This window comes from Micromonospora sp. LOL_013 (genome assembly GCF_048060315.1).
Taxonomy (GTDB): domain Bacteria; phylum Actinomycetota; class Actinomycetes; order Mycobacteriales; family Micromonosporaceae; genus Micromonospora_E.
Genome location: NZ_JBHMIQ010000022.1, coordinates 1 through 19,303 on the forward strand (window position 1 = coordinate 1; position 19,303 = coordinate 19,303).

Here is a 19,303-nt window from a genome sequence, read left to right on the forward strand (position 1 = left end):
GACCATCCACATCTACCGGGTCCAGCCACCACCAAGATCAACTTAAGCTACGTGGCATTGAGGATGGGCCCTCGTACACGCTGTAGCCAGCGTTGGTGAGGATCAGCATGCCGTCGTACTCGACCGTCGTGTTGGAGAGGGTGTTGCCGATCACGGTGCCGTTGCCCGTTCGCCATTGCCCAGCGCCGCAATGCGCCGCAGTGAGCAGGTAGCGGGCTGCGCCGTTGTTGCCTCGTACACCGAAGCCTGAGGTACAGGCACCGCCATTCAGGATGAGCGCGCCACCCCAGTAGGGCTGGGTGTCCGCGAACCGGGTCGTGAACTCGGCGGGCGACTCGAGCGACACGTCCAGTTTCACGCTACCGGTTAGCTCGTCAGACACCTGGCGCAGATCGGTAGATGCGCGCCTGTCGCCGTCGGCCAGTGTGACACCGACTTCAAGGCTGTTGCCGTCCGGGGCGGGGCCGACGAGCACGACGTGGCCAGACGAGAACTGTTGTCCCGCGAGACGGTCAGCCTCCTTTTCGAGGGTGTGCAGCGAGTAGGCTGCGGCCCGTACCTCGACGTCGATTCCAGCCCGGCGTACCTTCGCGATAACGATCTCGACCGCCGTTGTCAGCTCACCGTGCCAGTAAACAGTCAGGGTGTTGGCGGCGGGATCAACTCGGTCACCAGCGAAACCCGACAGAGCCAGGTCGCCGGCTGCGACCCGGATGGCGTCAGCCGCATCGTTGAGTTTCTCCTGGCGGGCGAAGAGTTGGGCGTACTTGTGCGCTTCGTCTGTGGCCGGTTCTGTTACCGGCGCGATGTCAGACACCTCCGACTTCCCAGGCTCTGCCGAGGCGGGCGCAGGCACGGCTGCGACCAACGCGACGATGATGCCCCCTACCAGGATGCTTCTGATCTTGCTCACAGATGCTCCCATCTCGGCAACGACATGCAAGCACGACCTTACCGACAGTTATCGATACATTCAAACCTCTCAACTGATCTACTGATCGAGGCTGGTCGGGCTGCAGACAGACCTCGTGCGGCCCTGCCGGCCGGGTCATCTGGCGCCTGCTTCGCGGGTCCTACCCGGCCGCGCGACTTCTCGCAGCCGATCAGGATCATGCTCCTCGTCTTCGTCAACGCGATGACCCGGCTGGGTGTCGACTACGTCGACATCTACCGGCCGGCACGACTGGACCCGGAGGTGCCGATCGAGGACACGGTGGGCGCGGTCAAGGACATGATCGAAGCCGGGTACGTGCGGCACGTGGGACTGTCCGAGGTGGGTGCTGAGACGATCCGCCGGGCGCACGCCGTGCACCCGGTCGCCGACCTGCAGATCGAGTACTCGCTGATCTCGCGCGGGGTGGAGGCCGACGTGCTGCCGACGCTGCGGGAACTGGGCGTCGGGATGACCGCGTACGGCGTCCTGAGCCGAGGCCTTATCTCGGGCCACTGGCAGAACACCGAAGCGCGACCGGGTGACCACCGCAGCCGGATGCCACGGTTCTCGGGCGACAACGTCGAACACAACCTGGCCCTGGTGGAGGCGCTGCGGCGGGTGGCCGAGGAGAAGGGCTGCACCGTGGCCCAGCTGGCGATCGCGTGGGTGGCAGCCCAGGGCGGCGACATCGTCCCGCTCGTCGGCGCCCGTACCCGCAATCGGTTGACCGAGGCTCTGCCCGCCGCCCACCTGGCACTTTCCGCGGACGACCTGGCCGAGATCGAGAAGGCCGTCCCGGCTGGCTCGGCACGGGGCGACCGCTACCCGGCCGCGATGATGGCCAACCTCGGCACCGGCAACTGACTGAGCTTGTCACACCTTCAGGACGTCTACGTCGTACGGGACGGCCCGGACGCGCCTCCGGCGGCCGCCGAGCCGCACCACGCCGCGCAGCTGACCGGTGACCGGTGACGGGTTCAGCGCCGATCGTCGTGACGGTTGGCAGCCGGGTCTGCCGGATGGGTGGTGGAGGTACCATAACCATATGGCCTTGAAGAAGACGACAGTAATGGTCGACGAAGACGACCTGAGGATCATCAAGGAGGCTGCCGCGAGGGAGGGGCGCCCGGAGTCGGAGTACTTCCGGGAGGCGTTCCATATCGCGGCGCTGCGGGCGCGTCGTTGGTCGAGAGACTGGGACATACCGGAATTCGGTTTCGGCGGGCCGGTGAGTGACGACGATGTGCGAGCGGCGGTGGCGGAAGCCGAGGACCGCAAGTACGGCTCGTCCGGCCACGCTGCATGATCGTGGTCGGGGACACGTCCGGGCTGGTGGCGGCGTTCAACATTGACGATCCTGAGCATGCCACTGCGCGCAGGGCCTTTGCCGAGGCGTCGGCGACGGTGATCTCGCCATTGGTGTTCGGTGAGATCGAGCACATCATCACTCGGAACGTGGACCGCCGGACGGCCTACGCGGTGCAGGACTGGCTGCTGGGGCAGGAGCGGAACCTGCGGGTCCTGGTCCCGGAAGTGACCGCGACCGTGCTGCGCGGAGCCCGTACCGTCCAGTCGCGGTACGCAGCACTGCGCCTGGATCTCACGGACGCCGTGAATGTCGTGGTTGCCGAGCAGTACGAGACGGATGCGGTGTTGACACTGGATCGCCGGGATTTTCGGGCCATCCGTCCATTGAGCGGGCACACGGCGTTCCGGGTCCTGCCCGACGACCTGTGAAAGCAGGGGGCGCATACTCCCCCCATGAAAGCTACCGGCTCGTCATGGCTGTCGTTGTGGTCCACCGACTCGCTGTTGTCGATCGGATCCCATGGCTCGGTGCTGTCCATCGGCAGCGTCGGCTCGATCGCCTCCGTCGGCAGCGTCGGCTCCGCAGGATCGGTGCTGTCCGTCGGCTCCACGCTCTCGATCGGGTCGGCTCTGTCCTGGCGGTCCCGCTGGTCGGTGATGGCTGACCGCTCCTTCGGAGCCGTGATGGGCACCCGTGAGCGGGCTGGCGCGCTGATCGGCCCGCCTGCGGCGTTGGCAGCCGTGGCGCTGGCAGCCTACGTCGGCTACCTCCTGGCGCGCAGCCGCCAGGACAAAGGTCGCTGATCGCCGCCGCCGCTATACGGCTGATGGAGTGGATCATTCGTACGGTCCGCGCTGCTGCTCAGTGACGGACACTGATGGGTGCGTTCGCTTGGGATGATGACCGAGTGCGAACCCCCTCGTCCGGACGACTCATCGCCGCCGGGATCCTGGCCCTCACCGCACTTCTCCTGGGCGGCCTCGCCGTAATCCTCAGCCGCCTCGGCCTGGAGCGCGCCGATCAGCTCGCGAGCGTCGTCGCGATGTTCATCGGGGTCCTCGCCTTCGGCGCGGCCGTAATCGCTGTGCGTCAGGGCCGGACGATTACGTCACCGGTGCGGACTCGGAGGCAGCGGACCGCCTGGGGCCGCCGTCCGCTCCGCGACGACGTGTGGCGGCTGCTCCAGGACATCGAGGCCGCCGCCGACCGGTCACCGAGCCGGCTGTTGCGCAACCGCCGGAACGAGGTGTCCACCGTCTACGTTCAGCAGCGAGTGGAGCAGCCACAGTCCGCCGAGAGCCGCGCCGACGAACGGCGGCGCCGGCTGAGCCGTTTCGCCGACGAGCGGCTGTTCCTTCCGTTCGACGAGCGCCCCCGGGTGATCCCGGTGCGCCGGCCGCTGGAGAAGGTCTTCGACCAGCACCGTCATCTGCTGATCGAGGGCGGTCCCGGCACCGGCAAGTCGACAACGGCAGCGCAGATCTGTCGTCAGCTGGCCAGGGCCTGGCTGCACGCCGACGAGCACGGGCGCCGGTTGACCGCGAAGCCTTTACTGCCACTGCTGGTCACGGCGCGATCGCTGGCCGCCCACGCTGGCCGGAAGTGGCCGGAAGCACTGGCGGCGGCCGCGTCGCAGGGCCTCGGCATGGCCGCCCGCGACTCGGTCGATCCGGCGCTGCTCGCCGGTCCGGTCGACGGCACCGAGTGGCTGATAGTGATCGACGGTTTGGACGAGGTCCCCAGCGATGAGCGGGAGACCTTCATGGCGGTGCTGTCCGGATGGACGGCCGCCGCCGATCGGCCGTGGCGTCTGCTGATCACGACCCGGCCGCTGGTCGGGCACGCCACGGCGATGCTCGGCGCCGGAGCGATCGGCCACTACACACTGCTGCCGTTCGACCGACGGATGCTCGCCGAGTTCGCCCACCGCTGGTTCGGTCCGTCGCCGGAGGGCGCCGACCAGGCCGCTGGCTTCCTGTCTCAGGTCGCGTCAGCCGGCCTGCACGAAATGGCGGCGGTGCCGTTGATGGCGACCATCGCGATCAACGTGTACGCGGACGATCCCGACTCCCGCCTGCCGCGTAACCGCCACGACCTCTACGAGCGTTACCTCCACTGGCTCCGGCAGCACAACGCGGCCCGCCGTACCTCGGCCCGCACCGCGCTGACCGCCACGCTGGACGGTGACCGCGACAGTTCCGCTCTGGTTGCCGCGCTCTGCGACCGCACGGACGATCTGGTCGAAGAACTCGCGGTGGAAAGGATGCGCAGCCGACGCTCGCTGATCCTGACCGCGACGGACTGGCTGCGCCGCGAGGCCGGTCAGGTCAGCGGCAGACCACCCGAGGACATGGCGGAACTCATCTCCGAGGTGCTGCTCAGCACGGGACTGCTCAGCCGCCGGGACGCAGGACCGGACTTCATCCACCTGACGTTCGCCGAGCACTTCGCCGCCCGGAGGTTCGCCGCCGCGCTGCCGGACCGTTTCGACGCGGACGACGCGGGATGGCGCCGCGCGCTGCACCTCGCGGTCCGCGACGAGCCGGGCGCGATGGCGGTGCTGATCAGGTGGACCAGGTTTCATCCAGGCGACGGGGACCTGCTGAGCTGGCTGCTCAGCGGTGGGGCAGCCGACCGGGCCACCGCGGTACGACTGGTCGCCGAAGGCGCAGCGGCCTCCGACCGGCAACTCGCCGCATGCCTGGACTCGCTCCCCGACCAGCTGTGGAAGGCTGCACCGCCCGACGCGGTCGAACTGGTCGCCCCCCTACGCCGCTTCCCGGACACCCCGGTCCTCGTCGGCTGGCTCGCCCGACACGTAGAGATTGCGAAGCCGGGCTCGGCGGCGTGGGCCGCCCTCGCCGCCCTGCTCGCCGACCGGGATCGTTCACGACGGCCGGCCCTGGAGGCAGAGCTGTTGGCCCAGGCCGGCGGGGGCGATTCGTTGACCGCACGGCTGGCCTCGGTGATCGCCCTGGAGAACATCGACTCGGACCAGGAAGCGGAGCTCGCCAGGCTGCTCGCGGACGCCCTGACGACGACCGGCGGCACCATTTCGCAACGGGTCGCCGTCGCGAGCCACCTCATCGACCGGAAAGGCGATCCGAGAGACCGAGCGATCCAGGTCATGCGGGAAACCCTCGGCGATGTCGCCGCGCAACCGTACGAACGACGGGTCGCGGCCGAGGCCCTGGCCCAGTGGGACCACGCATCCCGTCAGCTGATTCTCGCCGAGCTTCGCGTCACTCTCGACAAGCCGGGGCTCGGCGTCTATGGGCTATCCGCTATAGCGGAGACCATGCTCGCTGTCGACCAAATCTGCCGGGCCGAAATCGCTGGTCGCTGTGGGTATTTTCTCTCCGAGATGAACATCGAGGACGACGAGCGCATCCAGGCCGCACGGCTGTTGACCGAGCTGGGGCCAGAGTATCGCCCGGACGGGATCCGGTGTCTGCGCCGCCTGTCATCCGCTGACGATGTGAGTCCTGACATTCGCATGCTGGCCGCCCTGAGCCTGGCACGAGTGGGCGAGGACCACTGGCCTGAGGTGATCGAAGCAATATGCCGCGCACTGTATGACAGCGGCCGGTCGCCCCGAGGCGCCAGTTCAGCTTGGCGCCTGCGGAAGATCGAACATGACCTCCGGGATCGGATCGTGGACGCTATCGAAAGAATGACCAATGAGTCAACACTCGATACCGCGACTGCGTCCCGCATCCGAGCTTTAGCCGTCGATCTCGACCCTCTTTTTCAGCCCGACGCAGACGTGGTCCTGAGACTCGCAGCCGGCCACTCATGGACCGTCAAGGAGACAACAAACCTCCTCGCACAGTCCAGCGATTGTTCCCTGCCGGTCGCCGCCGATTTCGATCGGCAGTTGACACGGCTTCTTGTAAGCCCTGAGGCAGACCTTCCCGACGAAACAGTACACGCCTCGACGCGCCACATACGCGCGGCTCGCGGTCCTGACCAAGTTGTCGATTCGTCGCTCCACCGATTGATGACCGGGTCGTCGACACGGATCGAAGCACGTCTCGATGCAGCGCTTGACCTGATAGACCATCCAACGCACCGTGCAGCCGCGAAAAAAGCTGTGCTCGACCTCCACATCCTCCACGTCCCGCCCTCGCAGCGGTGGTGGCTGTTCCGGGCGTACAGCAATCTGGTCAGCCTGCACGCTCCCGCTCTCGGCGTCCTGGAGAAATACGCACGAGATCCGCGTACAGCGCCGACATATCGGGTGAACGTGATCTCACTACTCATCGACCGGGCGCCACAGCGGGCGGCGGAGTGGCTGGCGCTGTTACGGGACATGCTGTCGGAGCGGACCAATGACCTACAAGATCGCCGCTCGATCGCGAGCATTCTTGCGGAGAACCGGGCGGTGGCCGATGCCGTTCAGGTGTTGGAGTCGGCCGCATCTGACGTTTACGCCCCGAACGAGGAACGCGTCAGCGCCCATGCCTGGTTGGCGCAGACCGAGACGAACGGAACCGGCCGGTACCGCGCTGGCCTGCTGTCGTTCTTCTCCGACCGGCACGAGCCGATCGAGTGCCGGGTACAGGCGCTCCAGGTGCTCCTGCACCACGGGGACGACCGGTACGTTCCCCCACTGCAGCTGGCAGACGATCTGCTGTGGACCACACTTCCTTGGATATGCGACGCCCAACGTACAGCCGAAATTCTGATCCGCTCGTCGTGGGGGCGCGACACGGCCGTGCAACAGGCGATCGGTGACCTACTTCTTCGATCGCTGGCGCAGCCAAATCTCCTCGGCGGCTATGTCCCGCCCGACACCGTCCGTCGACTGGCCCGCATCGACGGTGCCATAACGGCGGTCCGCGCCTCCCTGGCAGCCCAGCCGCCGACAACGACGGCGGTAGTCACCGCTGCAATAGCTCTTCCAGAGGAGGAATCCGTAGCGCTGACCGGGATACGGCGAATCCTGGACGAGCCCGCCGCGACGCCAGAAGACCGGGCCCAGGTTCTGGAGCTGCAACTCGACCTGTCGCCGGCACACCGCATACCCGCCATAGACATACTCCATGCCGCAGTGCGCCCGCCCGGCGACGACCTGGTGCCGCCACCGATCGATCCGGTCGACGCCGCCCGGTTGCTCTACCAGGTCGTCCACAGCAGAGCCGAGGCCGGCGCGGCGCTCTCGGCGGTCGTCGGCGACGGCAAGGAGACCTGGCGCCGCCGCCGCGAGGCCCGAGCCATCCTGGCAAAAGACGGCGGTCCGCACGGGCTCCGGCACGCCGACCTGTCGTTCCTCGCGGAGTCGTGTGACGAACAGCTGTCGTTAGCTGACCGCTGCACCGCCCTGATACGGCGATCAGACGAGGTGCCGGGCACCCTGGCCGACACCCTTGACCGGCTCCGCCGCATGCTGACCGCCGCTGACACCAGGACCACCCGGACCGCCGTCTTACTGGCCATAGTGACTGTCGATCCCGAGCAGGACGAGCCGCTCACCGAACTCCTCGCGCTGCTGACCGCCAGCGACACCCCCTTCGGCACCGTCATCGAGATCACGCAAACGCTGGCTGCGGGCACGCCCGTTCAGCGACTTCGCGCTGGCCTGGCGATGGAGGAGATCCTCGAACGTTCGGATATCACCCCGGCACGCCGGGCCGCGCTGCTCGCCCTACTGGCGCGGATGCTCCCGGACACCGTACGCAGAGTGGTGACCGAGGCGACCGGCATCGCCGCCCACCCCGACCTGCCCCCGATCGTCCGAATCCGAGCGGCCACCATCCTGCTAGGCCTCAAATCGGGCGCCGCCGCGCGGCCGGCACACGACGTGCTCCACGACCTGCTGGACAACCCAGGCACGCCCGGCTACCTCCGGGTGCTCGCCGGTCAGACCTTGCTCGACGCGCCCGGACCACGGCGCGCGGAGACTCGGGCACGCCTACTGGAACTGGACGCCGCCCCGGACGACCGCCTGGCAGCAGCTGTCGCGGTGCTGCGCACCGACGGTCCGGAGCCAGCCGTTCGCCTATGCCCACGGGAGCCGTCGGCGTCCATGCGCATGCGAGAGCTGCTGGCGCTGCCGGGTGCCAAGCCTTACACGATCCTGACCGCCGCGCGGGCGCTCGGCGGCACGGGAGTCTGGGCGGACCGCGCAGCCGCCGCAACGACGATGCGCCAGCTGGCCGACAACCCGGCAGCACATCCGTACGTGCGGTTCATGGCGCTGGCCGCGATCCCCGAGATGGACTTCGCGGAAGCGGGCGCATGCGCCCGCCGCCTGCTCGCCGTGATCACCGACGACGAAAGCCCGTTGGATCACCGGCGATGGGCGGCCGAAGCTTTGGCCGAGACGGCGCGTTCACACCAGCGCACCGCCCGCGACGCGCTCCGGACGCTCGACGGCGACCACCTCGATCCGCGCGCCCGCCGCCGGCTGCGCCGGTCCGTAGCCTCCATCTCCAACGGCTCAGACTGGATTCCCCAACAGGGGCCCACCCGGGCCCGGACTGCTGCCTGGTAGCCGGCGAGCGGCGGCGGGCTCGGAGGTACACCCGGCGGCGGGGTGCGGCTCAGCGCTTGACGGTGGCGACGAAGGCGGACCAGGCGGGCGGGTCGAAGGCCAGGGTGCCGCCGGTGCGGTCCTTGGAGTCGCGGACCAGCACCCGGCCGGGCAGGTTGTCGGCGACCTCGACGCAGTCACCGCCGGAGGCGTTCGATCGGCGGGACGTGCGCCACATCGGCTCGGTGGTCATAGCTCCCTCACCATCTGCCGGATCAGATCCCGGGACTGGGCCGCGTTCAGGGCGAGCGCGTTGACAGTGTGCCACGCCCGATCGAGCCCGGTCACCCGCGCCGGCTCGGTGACAAGCCGGCCCTCGAAAATATCCTCCATGTATCCAGCGAGTGCGCCGTTGTCGAGCGAGGCGAGCACGAACGACACCGACCGACCGATGTGCATGCCGACCCCGTCCGGCACCACGTGCACGAAGGTCCGGTGGCGCTCCGACTCGGCCAGCAGCCGCTCCAACTGCGCCTTGGCCATCGCCGGGTGGGCCGACCGCAACGCGGCCACGTCCATCATGAACACGCAGATCGCCGGATCCTCGCGGCCCAGCACAACGGACTGGCGCTCCATCCGGACGGCGAGCAGCTCGTCGACCTCGCGCTGACTGCGTAGGCCGCTGTCCAGCACCGACCGGGCGTACTCCTCGGTCTGCAGCAGGCCGGGGACGAGAGACGACTGGTAGTACCGCAGGGCGGTGGCGGACTCCTCCAGCTTGGCCCACGGGCGGAACCACACCGCCTGGGCCATCCTGCGCCGCTCCCGCTCCAGCTCACGGGCCTCGGCCGCCTCGGCCGCCGACTTGCGGACCCGGTCACCCGAGCCGAAGAACTCGTCCAGTCGCGCGGCGGTGTCCGGTTGCGGGACCAACCGGCCCTGCTCGAAGGCGGCGATCAGTGAGCCGGAGACCAGGATCGCCTCACCGACCTGATCCTGGGTGACGGAACGCTCGCTGCGCAGCTGACGGAGGATTTCCGGAAGTGTATTCACGGTGCACACCTTTCGGATACAGGTGATTGTCCGGTAGATGAGTGCGGATTGCCGCTGACCTATCTTCCGCTGACTGGGTTGAGAAGTCCAGGGTGGAGTGGAGGGAAATTCGACTCGACACTCCACCCGGGAGGGTGAACGATGCCGAGAAACGACGGGATCGGCGGACTACCGCGACAACTACGCCGGCTGCCCACCAACGCGGGCCCGCAGCACACCACCGCACACGACGACGTGATCACCCACGCCCGACGGCTGGTCACCCGGCACATGCCCCGCCGCAACGACGGCTGCCTGCCGTGCGGGCAGGTGTACTGCCGGCCGTTCCGCAAGGCGCTGGCCTACCTCGACCGGCACCGGGATCCGGCGGCCAGAAGAGTCCGTGCGGTACTCCAGCTACACGGCCTGCAGCCACCGGAAATGGTGCCGGAAAGGATGGACGACAATGAGCAACAGTGATCTTCCGGTCGAGGTCGGCGACGTGATCAAGATGTCGGAGACCGATTACCGGTACGGCATCAGCGCGCTCCGACTGCGGGTGCAGCACGTGGGCGACGTTTCGATCGAAGACGGGATCCGATGGGTGCAACTGATCGGCGCACAGATCAACTTCGACGGCCGGGACGGCGTCACCCGACACGTCCAGGCCCGGCTGGTGGCGCTGCTGCGGCCGGGGGCGGTGATCCGACCGGTCCGGCACCACCGGCCGGCACCACCGACACATCCGGCGGGCAGCCACGCCGATCCGGACCGGCCGGTCTGACACCGCAACCACGTGAGCCGGGACCACGTGACACCGTAGGCGGGTGAGGCGTACCAGGTGGTGGGCGGTCGGGGCGGCGGTCGGCGCGGTCGGCGGGGCGGTGACCGTGACGGTCACGGTGGTCGCCGGCCCCGGTCCGGGACTGCGCGGGTACGTCAGCGAGTCCGGGGTCGGCGACGGCGGCTACGTACTGGCGTACCAGTCGGGGCTGCTCGCCCTGGCGGTGAGCCTGCTGCTGCTCGCCGGGGCGCTGCGCCCGGTCCGCGCCGCCGCCGGGCTGCTGGTCGCGGCGGCCGGTGCGACGACGGTCTCGGCGACCGTCTCCTGCCGGGACGGCTGCCCGCTGCCGCCGCACGACCCGGTCACCGCGACCGACCTGGTGCACGGCGGGGCCAGCATCGTCGCCGTCGCCTGCTGCGTCTTCGCGATGATCGCCGTGTTCTGGTCGCCGGTGTCGACCTGCCCGCTGCGTCGGCTGGCGCTGCTCGGGGCCGCCGCCGCGCTGCCGCTGTCCGCCGCGGTCGGGCTGGGCATGCTGCTGGTCGGCGGTGGGCTGCTGGTCGGCACGCTGGAGCGGCTGCTGTTACTGCTGATCGTGGTGTGGTGCGTGGTGACGGCAGGACAGGTCATCCGCGACCCCGTCGCGCTCGCCAAGGAGCGGGGTCGTAGCGGCCGGTGGCGGCGCGGGCGGCGACGGCCAGCAGGTTCAGGTTGCCGGACCAGCCTTTGATCTTGGTCGGCACCGCTCCCGCCGGGTAGGCGCGGGTCACCGGCACCTCGCAGACCCGCAGCCCCAGCCGGGCCGCCCGCACCGGCAGGTACGCCAGCAGCTCGTACGCATCGAACACATCCCGGAACACCCCCACTCGGGGATCTGCGAGCAGCCGGGCCGAGTGGCCCCGGAAACCGTTGGTCGTGTCGGTGTACCAGGTCCGCGCCCCGGCCGACAGCATCGGTGCGTGCAGCAGCCGGATGCCGAGGTACCGGGACCAGGGCGTGTTGACCGCCACGCCGCCCGGGACGAAGCGGGAACCCTGCACGTAGTCGTACCCGGCGTCCAGCCGGTCCCGGAACCGGCCGATCGCCTCGACGCCGTCCTTGCCGTTGCCGTCCACGGTGACCACCCCGTGGTAGCCGTCGTCCAGGGCTGTGGCGAAGGCCATCCGCAGTTGCGCGCTGAGCCGGCCCGGACCGCGCTTGACCAGCACCGACCGTACGCCGTGGGCGGCCAGGAAGTCGTCGGCGAGGGAGCCGTCGGTGCTGCCCCCATCGGCGATCAGGACGTCAAGGCCGTGCCCGTGGTCGTGCATCCGGCGCAGCTGCGCCCGCAGCCGGTCACCCTCGTTGATCACCGGCACCACCACCGCGTACCGGCTGCGCCGGGGGGCGAAGTCGCGCCGGTCGTGGCTCGGGATCCGCCGGTCGTGGTCTCGGGCCAGCGGTGGAACCTGGTCGCATGGGACCTGATCGCCTGGGGCGTCGAGCTGCCGGGTGCCGGTCATGACCGATCACCGCACAGTGCCACGGCGTACCGGGCGGCGCGATCGACGGCGGCGACCGGTTCGCCGTCCGACGGGCGCATCTCCACACTCAGGTACCGGTCGTAGCCGACGGCCCGCAGTGCGGCGACGAAGTCGGCGTGGGCGCGGTCCGGGGTGCCGACCGCCGCCAGGTCGGGCTCGCTGAGATGGGCGTGGCGCAGCAGCGGGGCGAAACTGTGGGCGCAGGCCGCCGCGTCGTCACCGGCCAGCGCCATGCAGGCGGTGTCCAGGTGCAGCCGCAGCCCAGGTGAGTCGACGGCGGCCACCAGCCGCGCCGCCTCCTCCGCCCGGACCAGGTAGTCGGCGCCGTACTCGGCGGGGTTGGCCTCCAGGCACAGGCTCGTCCCGGCGGCGTGTGCCCGGCGGGCCAGCCGGCCGAAGACGTCGGCGGCGATCCGGTCCGCCGTCTCGTCCGGCAGGCCGTTGCGTCGGCGGTTGCGCGGGCTGCCGAAGACCAGCGCGGTGGCGCCCATCGCGGCGCACAGGTCGATCACCCGGCACAGGTACGCGACGAGATCCTCTCGGCGCGGCCCGAACACCGTCAGCTCGGGGCGTCCGTACAGCAGCGACTGGGCGGCGACCACCGGCAGCCCGGCGCGGGCCCAGGTCCGCCCGTACGCGCGTGCCTGGTCGAGGGAGACCTCGGTCAGGTCCGGCCAAATCTTCGTGGGCGCCACCTCGACGCCGGCGACTCCCGCGTGGCGCAGCAGGTCGGCGACCTTCTCGTCGTCGGCTGGCTGCCAGGCGATGTTGCTCACCGCCACTTTGATGGTCGGCTCGGACATCAGACCGCCACCCGCTCTCCGACCGGACGCACGCCTTCTCCGGCCGGGCGCGCACCTGCCGCCCGGTCCTCGGCGAACTCCCGCAGCCGGGTGATCGTCTCGTCGCGACCGCTGACGTATGGCCCGTCGGCACCGAACACGGCGGCATGCCGGGTACGCATGTCGTAATCGACCCGGGCCACCGTGTCGCAGGTCAGGGTGCGTCCGAAGACCTGCTGTGCCACGGTCTGCGCGGCGATCGGCTCGGTCGCCAGGTTGACCACGCTCAGTCCGGCGGCGACGGCCCGGTCCAGGTCGGCGGTGAGTCGCCGCAGGTCGTAGAACTGGAACGTCGAGTCGCGGTGGCAGAACTCCTCGGTCCGCCCGGTCGCCAGGTCGTAGACGAGGTTCTTGCGCAGGTCCGGCCCGAACAGGGCGGGCAGTCGGACCACCAGGCTGCGCGGGTAGTGCCACTGGACGAACTGTTCCAGCCGGATCCGGTTGCGGCCGTACGCCTGCGGGTGGTCGGCCGGTTCGACGGACGTCGCCTCGTCGACGCCCTGCGGCTGCTGATAGACGTCGATGGTGGAGATGAGGACGGCTTCGTCGGCCGTCGTGGTGCGCAGGTGGCTGGTCAGGGCGTCGATCGCGGCGCGGTCGGCGTCCGGGTCGGCGTTCGCCCGCCATTTGACGCCGGGGGCGGCGCTGATCACCAGCCGGGTGAACCGCTGCCCGTCGATGGCCGCGACGGTGGCCCGGTTGACCTTGAGATCGTAGGCGCGTTGTCGGGCCAGGTTGCCGCCGACGAAGCCGGTGTGGCCGACCAAACCTGCGAGCATGACTCACCTCTCACTTAGCGACAAATCGGGATAAGATGGATGCTAGCTTTCTGCCGTGGGTAGAGGGGGCATTTCTGTTGATACGCTCATATTCGGCGCAGGAGTCTTCGGGCTGTGGGCCGCCCGGCGGCAACTCGCCGACGGCGGGTCCGTCGCGGTGGTCGACATCGACCGGCGCCCGCTGGTGCGGGCAAGCCTGATCAACCAGGCCCGCGGCCACAACGGCTACCACTACCCGCGCAGCGTGTACACGGCGCTGCGGTCGGCCAGCTACTACGAACGGTTCCTGCGCGACTTCCCCACCGCGGTCAACCACCGGTTCCGCAGCGTGTACGCGATCGCGGCGGAGGGTTCCTTCGTGGACGCCGCCTACTTCGAGAAGTTCTGCGCCACCGTCGGAGTGCCGGCCAGCCGGATCGACCCGGCCGAGTTCTTCCTGGCCGGCACCGTCGAGGCGGCGTACGGGACCGACGAGTTCAGCTTCGACGCACCGGCGCTGCGCACCGCACTGCTGGCCCGCCTCGAGGCCCACGCGGACCGGCTGCGGTGGTTCCTCGGCGACACCGTGGTCGAGGCCGGACGCGACGGTACGGTCTGGCGGGCGACCCTGCGGTCCGGCACCCGGGTGGAAGCCGGCGCGGTCGTCAACGCGACCTACGCCGGCACCAACGCCCTGCTCGCCACGTTCGGCCTGCCGCCGGTGCGGCTCAAGTACGAACTGTGCGAGATGGTGCTGGTCGACGCCCCGGCCCACCGGGACGCGGCGGTCACCGTACTGGACGGTCCGTTCTTCTCGTTGATGCCGTTCGGGCACACCCCCTGGCACAGCCTCAGCGCGGTGGCCTACACCCCCCGGCTGACCAGCACCGACACCCTACCGACCTTTCCCTGCCAGCGCCGGACGCCGGGCTGCGCGCCGGGCGCCCTGGCCAACTGCGGGACCTGCCCCGCCCGGCCGGCCAGCGGCTACCCGTACATGCACACCCTGACCCGTCGGTTCCTGCCGACAGCCGGACAGCTACGCCAGGTCGAGAGCCTGTGCACGGTCAAGACCGTGCTGCGGACGGCGGAGGTCGACGACTCCCGTCCGACCCTGATCCGGACCGAGAGCGTGCACCCTCCGTTCATCACGTTGTTCAGCGGGAAAGTCAACACGATCTACGACCTGGATGAGGCGCTGTGCCGTACCAGACCTTCGTGAGCTTCGTGCTCTACTGCCGCGACGACCCGGATCTGGACCGCTTCCTGGCGCAGCTGGGGCCTTGGCTCAGCGAGCACTTCGACCTGCACGAACTGGTGGTGGTCGACGACAACTCCACCGTCGACCCCACCCCGTTGGTGCGCGAGTACGCGGACCGGTACCAGCTCAACGCGGTGATGGTCCGGCTGGCCCGACGGCACGGCGTGGAGGCCGGGATGAAGGCCGGGCTGGACCGGGCGATGGGCGACTGGGTCTTCGAACGGGAAAGCCCGACAGTGGACTTCCCGTTGAACATCCTCGCCCGGATGTACGAACGCGCCACCACCGGCGGCTGCGACATCGTCACCGCCAGCGGCGACGACGGGCCGCTGCGCAGCCGGATGTTCTACCGCCTGGTCAACCGGTACAGCGACCTCGACACCCCGCTGCGTACCGAGCGTCTGAGACTGACCTCCCGACGCACGCTGGCCGCGATGCTCGCCATGCGGGAGAAGGTCCGCTACCGCAAGGCCCTGTACGCGATCCTCGGGCACCGGCACGAACACCTGCGGTACACCCGGACCACGGTGGACACCGCCGCACGCCGGCGGCTGGACCGGGAGACGTCGAGCCTGGCCTTCGACATTCTGCTGTCGTTCTCCGACTTCGGGCCACGGGTGGCACACCGGCTGTCCCTGACGTTCGGCGCCCTGTCGCTCGCCGGCATCGCGTACGCGGTCGCGGTGTTCCTCGTCAAGTCCGACCCCATCGAAGGGTGGACCACCCTGGCGATCCTGGTGTCCGGCGGATTCACCGGTCTGTTCCTGATCCTCGGGGTGCTCGGTGAGTACCTGGCCCGGATCCTGGTCGAGGTACGGGCCCGGCCGATGTACGCGGTCCGCGACGTGGTGGTCTGCCAACCGGCCGAGGCACCAGGGCGTACCGCCGGACCACCAGGGCCGTACCTGCACGATCAGGTGACCGGCGCACCGGACGACCGCCCGGCCGCATCGGCCCGTCCGGCCACATCGGACGACCCTGCGGCGACGATCGGGGCGGGGGCGTGAGCACGCTCACCCGGCTCACCGGGCGACCGACCGAGGACCCGACCAGCGACCCGGTCGACGCCCGGCGGACCCTGTCGGTGCCCGGCTGGCTGCCCGCCGCCGGCTGGGCGACGCTCGTCGGCGTACTGGCCGTCCTGCTGCTCTACTACTGGGACGGCCCGCCGTACAACCCGGACTCGTGGCGCTACTACGAGCTGTCCCAGACCCTCGGCGGCGACTTCTTCCGGATCGCCTCCCGGCACAGCTACCAGTCGCCCGAGCCGTACTCGATGGGCTGTGGTCCGCTCTGGCCGATTCTGGTCGGGGTCACCGCCGCGCTGAGCGGCACCGGCCCGCAGGCCGGGCTGCTGGCCGCCGCAGGCTGCGTGCTGGCCATGGCGGCGGTGCTGTCGGTGATCGGCCGACGCGTCGGCGTACCCGGACTCGGGCCGGTCGTCACCGTGGGCCTGCTCGGCTTCGTGCCGTTCCTCGACGAGATGCTCACCGCGCGGACCTTCCCGCTGGCCGGGCTGCTGCTCAGCCTCTTGCTCCTCGCGCTGGTCAGCACCGATCGGCGAGCGGCGCTGGCCTGGCCGGCGGCCGGGGCCGCCGCCGGCGGCCTGGTGCTCACCCGACCGGACACCCTGCCGGCTGTGTTGCTCCTGGCGGTGCTGCTGGTCGTGATCCGCCGCCGGGACTGGCGCTGGCTGCTGCCGGCCGGCCTGCTCTTCACCCTCGTGATGTCGCCGTGGGCGGTCTACGGGCTGGTTCACTTCGGTACGCCGTTCCCGGCGGACAACCGCATCATCGCGCTGGCCGTGCCGCAGCTGTACGTCACCGACGTGATCGACGTCGACCAGCTTCCGACCGCCGCCGACGACCCGATCGGCTGGCTGGCCCGGCTCGCCGGCAACGCGCCGGCGGCTGTCCTGCAGGCGGCCAAGGCCGCGGTCTGGGCACCCACCGTCGTGACCACCACCGTCGCCGCCGGCCTGCTGCTCCGCCGCGGCCGCAGACTGCAGCTTCGCTGCGGCCGCATCCCGCTGCGCCATGGGCCGCGATGGCTGCTGGTCGGCCTGGCCGCGCTGGCCACATTCACCGCACAGGTCGCCTTCTCCGAGCTCAGCACCGGCTACCTGAGCCGACGCTATCTCAGCCTGGCCGTGCTGCTGACGCTGCTGACCGCAGTCGTGCTGATCCTGCGGGCCCCGGTCCCGGCCCGGCTGACCGGGCGGCGGACCGGGCATGCCGTCGGCGTGCTGCTGCTGACGCTGCCGGCCGGCTGGGCGCTCGGACACCAGCTCACCACCGTGCCGGCGGACCCGGAAAGCCTCACCGGCGGCGTCGTCGAACAGGAGCTGCGGCGCTGCCGCAGCGACGGTACGCTGACCATCGTCACCAGCACGGAGGTCGGCCGACACAGCGCCCTGACCGGCCGGCGGACGGCGTTCTTCCCGGACAACTTCGCCGACATCCCGGTCGCGCAACGGCGCGACTGGATCGCCACCTGGGGAGTCGACCAGCTCTACCTGCTGCCGCTGCCGGCGGACGCCGATCCGCGGACCGTCCGGCGACACGACGAGCCACGCTCGTTGCTCGCCACCGCCGCCCGGGTGACCCCGGATCCGTGTGCCACGGCGGGCCGGCTCTACCGGGTGTCACTCGGCTAGGAACGTGGACCTGGCTTGTCGTGTGGTCGCGCCGTTGATCGACAGAGGCAGCAGGTGCCAGCCGCTGGGGACCAGATGCAGGGTGGCCTGCGGGATGGTCGTGGCGGCGTGGCGGGCGTGGGCCGGGTCGGCGTCGCCGTCGTGGGTGCCGTGCAGGATCAGGGTCGGACAGGTGATGCCGGCGGTGGTCGAGTCGTCCAGCCTGGCCCATTGCCGAAGGTCGTTGTCCAGCCCGGCGGCGCGGTCCTCGAACGGGGTGAGCGCCGCCATGACGGCTTTGGCGTATGCCAGACGCTGGTCGTCGGCGAGGATCCAGTCGACGGTCGCGCGGCGGGCCTGCCGGTCGAGGGTGGACTCCTGGCGGACGAAGTCGTGCAGGGCTGCGCGGGGGAGGCGTTGGACGAGTTGGGCGGTCAGCCAGGTGCCGAGCGGGCTCGGATAGATCGTCTTGGCGATGGGCGATATGGCGGGGGTGTAGTGACGGGTGACGGCGGATTCGAGGATGAGCGCCTCGGCCCGTTCCGGATAGCGGCGGGCGAATTCGATGGCGATCGGTCCGCCACCGCTGATGCCGTAGACGACGACTGATGGACCTGCCTGGCTGGTTGGCTGGCCGGCACCAGCCGGTACGCGCATGCGCTGCGCCGCCCAGACCGGACACCCCGGCCCGCTCCGCCTCCCCCAACCTTGTTGGGCGTTCGTCCTGGACGAACGCCCAACAAAGTACCACCGCTGTCGGACGCGGTTCCGTGGCCGCTGGACGGGCAGGCGTGGCTGGCTGGACGAGTAGGAGTGGCTGGACCGTGCCGACGCCGCGGACGGCAGGGCTCAGAAGAGCACGGTGGCGAAGGAGCCGACCCGGCGGAAACCGCACCGGTCGTAGACCCGACGGGCCGCGGTGTTGTAATCGTTGACGTACAGACTGACGGTCGGCGCGACCCGGCGCAGCGCGTCGCGGACCACCGCCGCCATCGCCGGGGTGGCCAGCCCCCGGCCGCGCCACATCGGATCGACCCAGACCCCTTGGACCTGCGCGGTGTGCCGGGTGACGACGGCCAGTTCGGCCTTGAAGACCACCGTGCCGTCGACGATCCGGGCGTACGTGCGACGGGCCCGGACCAGCTCGCCGACCCGCCGCCGGTAGCCGCGCCCGGCGTCCTCGGCGACCGGGGAGACGCCGACCTCCTCGGTGTACATGGCCACCGCCGCCGGGAAGAGCAGGTCGATCTCGTCGGGCCGGACCAGGCGTACCCCCGGGTCAGCCGGCACCGCCGGCGGCCGGTCGGCGATCAGCAGCGGCTGGTCGGCGCGGATCTCCCGGGCCGGACCCCACTGCCCGCCGATTCGCTCCCACAGCCCGAGTACGGCGTCGGCCCGACCGACGATCGACGAGCAGACCCGTTCCTCGATGGCGAGCCGGTCGGCAAACGCCGCGACCGCAGCCGGCGAGGCGTGCACCGGGGTCAGATGCCCGCCGAGCCAGCACAGCGACTCGAGTTGGCGGCGCGGCCCGTAGCCGAAGACCCGCCCGTCCGAGCGCCACCAGGCCAGTCCGCGCGCGGCGATCCGCTCCGCGACCTGCGGCGCGGCATAGGGGTCGAGGTCGAGGATTCGCTCCACCGCCCCACGCTCGGTCTCCCCGAGCTGCCGCACCGGTACCGTCAGCACAGTTACCAGCCTGCCAGATCCGATGCCGCCCGGCAGACCCGATCCGGGCACGGATGGTCAG

At 70.1% G+C, this 19,303-nt stretch carries 20 protein-coding genes; 11 read left to right on the forward strand and 9 right to left on the reverse strand.

What is annotated here, in order from left to right:
- Positions 1 to 37: 37 nt before the first annotated feature.
- Entirely contained in the window at positions 38 to 913 is an 876-nt protein-coding gene (locus tag ACFHWS_RS16065; protein WP_416568451.1) for a hypothetical protein, read from the reverse strand.
- Positions 914 to 1,111: 198 nt separating this feature from the next.
- Between ACFHWS_RS16065 and ACFHWS_RS16070 the strand changes: the two genes are divergently transcribed.
- From ACFHWS_RS16070 to ACFHWS_RS16085, 4 genes are all read left to right on the forward strand, one after another.
- A complete protein-coding gene (locus ACFHWS_RS16070; RefSeq protein ID WP_416552986.1) occupies positions 1,112 to 1,798 on the forward strand; it encodes an aldo/keto reductase in 687 nt (228 codons plus the stop codon).
- Between the two features lie 181 nt (positions 1,799 to 1,979).
- Positions 1,980 to 2,240 carry a ribbon-helix-helix protein, CopG family gene (locus ACFHWS_RS16075; RefSeq protein ID WP_416552988.1) on the forward strand — a complete coding sequence of 87 codons (261 nt, stop codon included), beginning with the start codon at positions 1,980 to 1,982 and terminating at the stop codon, positions 2,238 to 2,240.
- Positions 2,241 to 2,242: 2 nt separating this feature from the next.
- Complete coding sequence (locus tag ACFHWS_RS16080) at positions 2,243 to 2,671, forward strand: type II toxin-antitoxin system VapC family toxin (RefSeq protein ID WP_416552990.1); 429 nt, start codon at positions 2,243 to 2,245, stop codon at positions 2,669 to 2,671.
- A 24-nt stretch (positions 2,672 to 2,695) separates the two neighbouring features.
- A complete protein-coding gene (locus ACFHWS_RS16085) occupies positions 2,696 to 3,046 on the forward strand; it encodes a hypothetical protein (RefSeq protein ID WP_416552992.1) in 351 nt (116 codons plus the stop codon).
- A 407-nt stretch (positions 3,047 to 3,453) separates the two neighbouring features.
- Here the strand turns inward: ACFHWS_RS16085 and ACFHWS_RS16090 are convergent, their stop codons facing one another.
- Entirely contained in the window at positions 3,454 to 3,672 is a 219-nt protein-coding gene (locus ACFHWS_RS16090; RefSeq protein ID WP_416568502.1) for a hypothetical protein, read from the reverse strand.
- Between ACFHWS_RS16090 and ACFHWS_RS16095 the strand changes: the two genes are divergently transcribed.
- Positions 3,631 to 8,739: an NACHT domain-containing protein gene (locus tag ACFHWS_RS16095; RefSeq protein WP_416568496.1), complete on the forward strand. Its 5,109-nt coding sequence runs from the start codon at positions 3,631 to 3,633 to the stop codon at positions 8,737 to 8,739. The genes ACFHWS_RS16090 and ACFHWS_RS16095 overlap by 42 nt on opposite strands.
- Before the next feature lie 49 nt (positions 8,740 to 8,788).
- Here ACFHWS_RS16095 and ACFHWS_RS16100 read toward each other — a convergent pair whose 3' ends face one another.
- Both ACFHWS_RS16100 and ACFHWS_RS16105 read right to left on the reverse strand, forming a co-directional pair.
- Positions 8,789 to 8,971: a DUF397 domain-containing protein gene (locus tag ACFHWS_RS16100; RefSeq protein ID WP_281553935.1), complete on the reverse strand. Its 183-nt coding sequence runs from the start codon at positions 8,969 to 8,971 to the stop codon at positions 8,789 to 8,791.
- Entirely contained in the window at positions 8,968 to 9,771 is an 804-nt protein-coding gene (locus tag ACFHWS_RS16105) for a Scr1 family TA system antitoxin-like transcriptional regulator (protein ID WP_416568452.1), read from the reverse strand. Before ACFHWS_RS16105 ends, ACFHWS_RS16100 begins: the two co-directional genes overlap by 4 nt.
- Positions 9,772 to 9,912: 141 nt before the next feature.
- Between ACFHWS_RS16105 and ACFHWS_RS16110 the strand changes: the two genes are divergently transcribed.
- The 3 genes from ACFHWS_RS16110 to ACFHWS_RS16120 are packed head-to-tail and all read left to right on the forward strand — an operon-like array spanning position 9,913 to position 11,264.
- On the forward strand, positions 9,913 to 10,230 hold the full coding sequence (locus ACFHWS_RS16110) for a hypothetical protein (protein ID WP_281553933.1): 318 nt from the start codon (positions 9,913 to 9,915) through the stop codon (positions 10,228 to 10,230).
- A complete protein-coding gene (locus ACFHWS_RS16115) occupies positions 10,217 to 10,534 on the forward strand; it encodes a hypothetical protein (RefSeq protein ID WP_416568453.1) in 318 nt (105 codons plus the stop codon). The genes ACFHWS_RS16110 and ACFHWS_RS16115 overlap by 14 nt, the downstream gene beginning before the upstream one ends.
- 43 nt (positions 10,535 to 10,577) lie before the next feature.
- The gene (locus ACFHWS_RS16120) at positions 10,578 to 11,264 is read left to right on the forward strand and encodes a DUF998 domain-containing protein (protein ID WP_282229874.1); all 687 of its coding nucleotides are present in this window, start codon (positions 10,578 to 10,580) and stop codon (positions 11,262 to 11,264) included.
- On the opposite strand, the gene ACFHWS_RS16125 is transcribed toward ACFHWS_RS16120, so the two are convergent.
- Genes ACFHWS_RS16125 through ACFHWS_RS16135 form a run of 3 tightly spaced genes read right to left on the reverse strand, consistent with a single transcriptional unit; the run spans position 11,161 to position 13,678 of the window.
- Entirely contained in the window at positions 11,161 to 12,036 is an 876-nt protein-coding gene (locus ACFHWS_RS16125) for a glycosyltransferase family 2 protein (RefSeq protein ID WP_416568454.1), read from the reverse strand. The genes ACFHWS_RS16120 and ACFHWS_RS16125 overlap by 104 nt on opposite strands.
- On the reverse strand, positions 12,033 to 12,860 hold the full coding sequence (locus ACFHWS_RS16130) for a sugar phosphate isomerase/epimerase family protein (RefSeq protein WP_416568455.1): 828 nt from the start codon (positions 12,858 to 12,860) through the stop codon (positions 12,033 to 12,035). The genes ACFHWS_RS16125 and ACFHWS_RS16130 overlap by 4 nt, the downstream gene beginning before the upstream one ends.
- Positions 12,860 to 13,678, reverse strand: a complete 819-nt coding sequence (locus tag ACFHWS_RS16135; protein WP_282229871.1) for a hypothetical protein — start codon at positions 13,676 to 13,678, stop codon at positions 12,860 to 12,862. The genes ACFHWS_RS16130 and ACFHWS_RS16135 overlap by 1 nt, the downstream gene beginning before the upstream one ends.
- Positions 13,679 to 13,733: 55 nt before the next feature.
- Between ACFHWS_RS16135 and ACFHWS_RS16140 the strand changes: the two genes are divergently transcribed.
- Genes ACFHWS_RS16140 through ACFHWS_RS16150 form a run of 3 tightly spaced genes read left to right on the forward strand, consistent with a single transcriptional unit; the run spans position 13,734 to position 17,574 of the window.
- The gene (locus ACFHWS_RS16140; protein WP_416568456.1) at positions 13,734 to 14,879 is read left to right on the forward strand and encodes an FAD-dependent oxidoreductase; all 1,146 of its coding nucleotides are present in this window, start codon (positions 13,734 to 13,736) and stop codon (positions 14,877 to 14,879) included.
- Positions 14,858 to 15,925, forward strand: coding sequence for a glycosyltransferase (locus ACFHWS_RS16145; protein ID WP_416568457.1), 1,068 nt, complete (start codon positions 14,858 to 14,860; stop codon positions 15,923 to 15,925). Before ACFHWS_RS16140 ends, ACFHWS_RS16145 begins: the two co-directional genes overlap by 22 nt.
- The gene (locus ACFHWS_RS16150; protein WP_416568458.1) at positions 15,922 to 17,574 is read left to right on the forward strand and encodes a hypothetical protein; all 1,653 of its coding nucleotides are present in this window, start codon (positions 15,922 to 15,924) and stop codon (positions 17,572 to 17,574) included. The genes ACFHWS_RS16145 and ACFHWS_RS16150 overlap by 4 nt, the downstream gene beginning before the upstream one ends.
- Here ACFHWS_RS16150 and ACFHWS_RS16155 read toward each other — a convergent pair.
- Positions 17,563 to 18,210, reverse strand: a complete 648-nt coding sequence (locus ACFHWS_RS16155; protein ID WP_416568459.1) for an alpha/beta fold hydrolase — start codon at positions 18,208 to 18,210, stop codon at positions 17,563 to 17,565. The two genes, ACFHWS_RS16150 and ACFHWS_RS16155, sit on opposite strands and share 12 nt — an antisense overlap.
- Before the next feature lie 192 nt (positions 18,211 to 18,402).
- Entirely contained in the window at positions 18,403 to 19,242 is an 840-nt protein-coding gene (locus ACFHWS_RS16160; protein WP_282229867.1) for a DUF4081 domain-containing GNAT family N-acetyltransferase, read from the reverse strand.
- Positions 19,243 to 19,303 lie beyond the last annotated feature (61 nt).